Below are 5,313 nucleotides of genomic sequence, written 5' to 3'. Positions count from 1 at the left end.
CCCACCGACCCCGCCGAGGAGATCCTGCGATGACGACGCTGCCGCTGGAAGCACTCGTCGACCCCGTTTGCGGCATCATCCGCAAGGTCAAGCCCGTCGAGCACCCCGTGGGCGCCCCACCCCGCTACACCGCGCTCACGGCCGAGATATCCGACGCCCGCAGACACGGCCTGTGGCCCGCCGACCGGGTCTCCCTCGGAACCACCTTCGGTGACCCCGGCCAGGCCCGCGTCGCCGCGATAGCCGAGGGGATAGAGCGGTACTGCGGCAACCGCGTGCCGCCCCCCGGCCATCCGGACGCCCCCGTGCGCGCCACCGCAGCCGAACTGGCCGAGAAGGGCCTGCGGATCTACGGCCCCAGAGACCTGCCCACGTACGCCGACTGGCAGTACGCCCGGGAGAAGTTCCCCTACCGCCCCCTCGTTTCCGACACCCCTGCCCTGTGGACGCGGGGCAACGAGTCGCTGCCCGGCGGGCGGACGACGGAGGTCTGGGCGCCTGTCGCCCTCACCCACCTCAACTGGCGCCAGGGCGCCTTGCGCGAGCTGCCCCGCACCCACCATCTCAACTACGCCGGGATCGCCACCGGTCAGGGCCTCGACGACGCCGTCGAGCGCGGCCTGCTGGAGATCGTCGAACGGGACGCCCTGGAACTGTGGTGGCATCTCGACGGCCCGGCCCGGGGAATCGACCCGGCGAGCGTGCCCGGCCTCGCCGTCGACCTCGCCGGCTCCGCGCTCGACGTCCACATCGTGGAGATGCGCTCGGAGTTCGCCCCCTGCATGGCCGCGCTCGTGCACGACCCGCGCCTCGGCCTGTACGCCGCCGGGTTCGCCTGCAAGTACGACCCGGCCGAGGCTGCCCGCAAGGCCGTCCTGGAAGCCGTCCACACCTGGGTCTTCACCCAGGGCCTGACCGACGCCGACGGCTGGGTGTTCCAGGCCGTCGAGGCCGGGCTGCTGGCGCGCGGCCTGTACCTGGAGCACCGGGCCGACGCCCGCTATCTCGATGTGTGCGGCGAGCAGTTCGAGCACGTGCGGGACCTGGGTGCGCACGTGCAGGTGTGGCTGGACGAACGGATGGCGGCCGAGGCCCAACGCTTCACCGCGCCCGCGCTCGGGACCGTGTCCGTCGACGCGGTCGAGCCCGGCAGCCGGGAGCGGCTGGAGAGCACGCTGCGCGCAGGCGGTCACCGTGTCATGACCTTCGACCTCACCACCGAGGACGTGGCTGAGACATCGCTGCGCGTCGCCCGGGTCCTCGTCTCGGGGCTCCTGCCCAACGCCCCCGCCGCCTTCGGCTACTTCGGCTGCCCGCGCCTCGCCGGGGCCGCCGTCGCGCGCGGATGGCGCACGACCGCGCCGAGCGCGCCGGAGGACTTCATGCTGGCGCCTCCGCCGCACATGTGAGGGCCGCACCCGTGGAAGACCTCCGCGAGGGTTGCCCGGTGGACCTCGTCGCCGCCCTAGCCCGCGCCCGCTCCCCGGAGCGTCCCGGCCCCGACACGCCCGCCGGGACCGCCGTCCGGCCCTGGCCGGGGCCGCCGCTTCCGATTCCGGAGGCAGGCCCGGCGGACCTCGATCTGCAGGCCCTGCTGCGTCTGTCCCTGGCGGCCTCGGACGCCTCCGGACGCCTCAGGCCCGCGCCCTCCGCGGGTGCGCTGCACCCGGTGGACGCCGAACTGGTCGTGGGCGCCGGCTGTTCCCTGCCGCCCGGCCGCTACGGCTACGACCCGCTGCGCCACCGCGTCCACCGCGTTGGTCTGCCTTCCGACGACACGCCGCCAGGCATGACGGCCGAACTCTCCGTCACCGCACGGCGCACGGCCTCCCACTACGGCCACCGAGCCTGGCCCCTTCTGTTGCTGGACACCGGGCACGCCGCCGCGGCGCTGTTCCTGGCGGCCCGCGCACTGGGCGCGGGCGAGCCCGAGGCACGGCTGGACGGACTCACCGAGAATCCCTTGGCCGTCGTCCGCATCCCGCCGCCCGACGGGCGGAGCCCGATGCACCCGGCAGTCAGCCCCCACGTCCCGGAACCGTCCGGGGGTACGCCCACCCCGGCCGAACTACTGGCCCGCCGCAGTACCCCACCGCCGTTGCCGGGCGCCCCTTCCCACGGCTCACTGCGGGCAGTCCTGGCCACCGCCGAACGGGCCGGCAACGGCGATCTGTTGCGCTGGTGCGCCGCGGTCGGCCCGCCCCGGCCCGGCCTCATGGAACTGACACCCGACGGCGCGACCCTGCGGCGGTACGCGGCAGGAGAGGCCCGCCAGACACTCGCCGCCTGGGCCGCGTGCCAGGCGTGGATCGCGAACGCGGGCGCCGTCCTGCTCGCCCACGGCTGCCCCGCGGACGCCGACGCCGCGCACATCCGCCGCGCCCATCTGCGGGCCGGCTTCGCCGTCCACCTGGCCCATGTCACCGCCCTGCGCCACGGGCTGGCGGCTCGCCCCGTCGGCTCGTGGCAGCAGGCGGACCTCGGCGCCGCGCTCGGCGCCGCCCCGGGCCGGGACTGGGTCGTCCACGCCCTGGCCCTCGGCACCCGTCACGCCGACGAGGAGAACACCACGTGATCGTCCATCCCGAGCTGCGCCGCGCCGCCCGTCCCGCACGGCGCCCCCTGCTCGCGGCCACCCTCCTGCAGGGCGCCGTCACCCTCACCCACCTGGCTCAGGCCGCACTGCTGGCCCTCGCTCTCGCCGGCCTGGCCCGCGGCGAGACCGGCCGGCTCCCGTGGCTGCTGGCCGCCGTGCTCGCCGTCGTCGCCGCGCGTGCCGGTCTCACCCTGTGGCAGCGACGCACAGCCACCCGTGCCGGAGCCCGGGTCAGGGTCGCCCTGCGGGACGAACTCCTGGCCCACCTGGGCCGGCTGGGGCCCGCTCACCTGACCACCGCACGCGCCGGAGCCGTCCGCACCACCCTCGTCGACGGGGTGGAGGGCGTCGACGCCTACGTCTCCCGATACCTGCCCCAGCTCCTGATCACCCTCACCGTGCCGCCCCTCGTCCTGGCCGCCCTGGCCGTGGTCGAACCGCGGGCCCTGCTCGGCCTCGTCCCCGCCCTGCTCCTCGCCCTGGCCGGGCCACGCGCCTGGGACCGGCTCCTCGCCGCCCGCGGCAAGGAGCACTGGGACACCTACGAAGGACTGGGCGCCGACTACCTGGAGGCGCTCCAGGGCATGCCCGCCCTGCGTGCAGCCGGCGCGGTCGGCCGTACCCGTTCGCGCCTGGAGGAGCGGTCGGCGGCGCTGCACCGGGCGACCGTCGCGAAACTGCGGGTGTCCCTGGTCGACACCGGCATCACCGACCTCGCCATCCAGGGCGGCACCGCCGCCGCGGCCCTCCTGGCGTGCTGGTCGGCCGTCAGCGGATCCACCACGGCGACCGGCACGTATCTGGTGCTGCTGCTGGCCTCGGAGTGCTTCCGCCCCGTCCGCGACCTCGCCCGCGAGTGGCACGCCGGATACCTCGGAGTCTCGGCCGCCGACGGGCTCGCGGCCCTGCGCACGACCGAGCCGGCGGTCGAGGACACCGGAACGGTCTCCGCGCACCGGCAGGCTCCGCCCGAACTGCGCTTTCACAATGTCCGGTTCACCTACGACGACGCGCCGTCCCCGGCCCTGGACGGCGTCTCGTTCACCGCGCAGGCGGGACGGACGACCGCGATCGTCGGCCCGTCCGGCGCGGGCAAATCCACACTGCTGGCCCTGCTCCTGCGCCACCACGACCCGCAGGAGGGCCGGATCACCCTCGACGGGCGCCCTACGGCCGAGTACGCGCTCGACTCGCTGCGGCAGGGCATCGCCGTTGTCTCGCAGGAGACGTACCTCTTCCACGCAACCATCGCCGACAACCTGCGTCTGGCCCGGCCGGACGCGACGGACGACGACCTGACCCGGGCGGCGCGCGTCGCCGGTGTCCATGACGAGATCGCCACCCTCCCCGACGGCTACGCCACCGTCCTCGGCGAGCGCGGCGCCACCCTTTCCGGCGGCCAGCGTCAGAGGCTCGCCCTCGCGCGTGCCCTGCTGGCCGACTCCCCGGTCCTCGTCCTCGACGAGGCCACGAGCGCCGTCGACGAACGCCGGGAGGCGGACATCGTCCGGGAACTGATGAACGCCGCGAGCGGCCGGACCGTCCTGGTGGTGGCCCACCGGCTGGCCGCCGTCCGGCACGCCGACCGCATCGTCGTCCTCGACCAAGGACGGGTGGACGCCGTGGGGGACCACTCCGACCTGGTCGAGGCCGGCGGCGTCTACGCGCGGCTCGTCGAGGCCGGCCGCGCCCACCGAGGAGAACGCGCCGCATGAGTACCACCGCCGCCGCCACTGCCACCACCGACGCGGACGTACCGGCGCGAGGCGCACTGCGCGCCCTCCTCCCCGCCCTCGCCGCACACCGCGCCATGACGGCTCGTACCTGTGCCGCCGCGCTCCTCGAGCAGGGCTCCCTCGTCGCACTGCTCACCCTGGCCGCACACACCGTGGGCACCGCCGTCATCGAAGGGCACGCCCCCTCGGCCGGCACCGTCACCGCGCTCGTCGCCCTGGTCCTCGTACGCGCCCTGATGACCTGGCGGGAGATGGACCTCTCGCACGACCTGGCCTACCGGGTGCTGGCCGTACTGCGGGTGCGCGTCTTCGACGGCCTGGCCCGGAGCGCTCCCGCCCGGGTCGCGGGGCGGCGCAGCGGCGACCTCTCCGCCACGGCCATGGCCGACGTGGAGGCCCTGGAGTTCTTCTACGCCCACACCACCGCCCAACTGCTGGCGGCAGGAACGGTCTTCACCGGCGGTTCCATGGTCCTTACCACGGTGGAGCCGTGGATGCTGACGGCCGTGCTGCCGGTCGCGGCCCTGCTCGCCGCGGCGCCCTTCGCGGACGCCCGCGCGCGCACGGCACGCGGCGGTCGCACCCGGACGGCCGTGGCCGGGCTGTCGGCCGACACGGTGGAGACCGTCGACGGGCTGCGCGAACTGCTCGCCTTCGGCGCCCTGACCGAGCACCGCCGCAAGCTCGCGGAGCGGGGGCGGCAGGTGGGTGACGCGCAGCGCGCCGAAGCCACCTGGGAGGCCGTCGCCGCCGCGGTCCGCGACCTCCTCATCGTGGTCGCGGTCCTCGGCGTGGTCGCCGCGGCGGCGCAGTCGATGACCTCCGGACGGCTGCACGGTGCCTGGGCCCCGGCTGCGATGGCCCTGGCCCTTTCCGTCCTCGGTCCGGTCGCCGAGTCGGCCCGTGCTCTCAGCCAGGCCGTGGCTCTGCGCGCCGCTGCCTCCCGCGTCGATGCCGCCGTCAAGGCCCCCGCTCTCGCAC

Annotated in this window: 4 protein-coding genes; all 4 read left to right on the top strand. The window is 75.3% G+C overall.

Translation table 11 applies throughout. From position 1 onward, the window contains the following. Positions 1-29 precede the first annotated feature (29 nt). Entirely contained in the window at positions 30-1,409 is a 1,380-nt protein-coding gene (locus C1J00_RS37745) for a YcaO-like family protein (RefSeq protein ID WP_102913418.1), read from the top strand. An 11-nt stretch (positions 1,410-1,420) separates the two neighbouring features. Continuing rightward, positions 1,421-2,575 carry a nitroreductase family protein gene (locus C1J00_RS37740; protein ID WP_245936667.1) on the top strand — a complete coding sequence of 385 codons (1,155 nt, stop codon included), beginning with the start codon at positions 1,421-1,423 and terminating at the stop codon, positions 2,573-2,575. Then, positions 2,572-4,311 (top strand): ABC transporter ATP-binding protein/permease, encoded by a 1,740-nt coding sequence (locus C1J00_RS37735; RefSeq protein ID WP_102913416.1) that lies wholly within the window; start codon positions 2,572-2,574, stop codon positions 4,309-4,311. The genes C1J00_RS37740 and C1J00_RS37735 overlap by 4 nt, the downstream gene beginning before the upstream one ends. Further along, positions 4,308-5,313 (top strand): ABC transporter transmembrane domain-containing protein (locus tag C1J00_RS37730; RefSeq protein ID WP_245936666.1); only part of this gene is annotated, 1,006 nt, incomplete at its 3' end. The genes C1J00_RS37735 and C1J00_RS37730, both read left to right, overlap by 4 nt.

This window comes from Streptomyces cahuitamycinicus (assembly GCF_002891435.1).
Lineage (GTDB): Bacteria > Actinomycetota > Actinomycetes > Streptomycetales > Streptomycetaceae > Streptomyces > Streptomyces cahuitamycinicus.
The sequence above is the reverse complement of the archived record's forward strand: the minus strand, read 5'-3'. Positions and strand labels throughout refer to the sequence as shown.

Bases quoted from the DNA above. Each gene is read 5' to 3' on its own strand.
- C1J00_RS37745 (WP_102913418.1), top strand. From the start codon at position 30: ATGACGACGCTGCCGCTGGAAGCACTCGTCGACCCCGTTTGCGGCATC.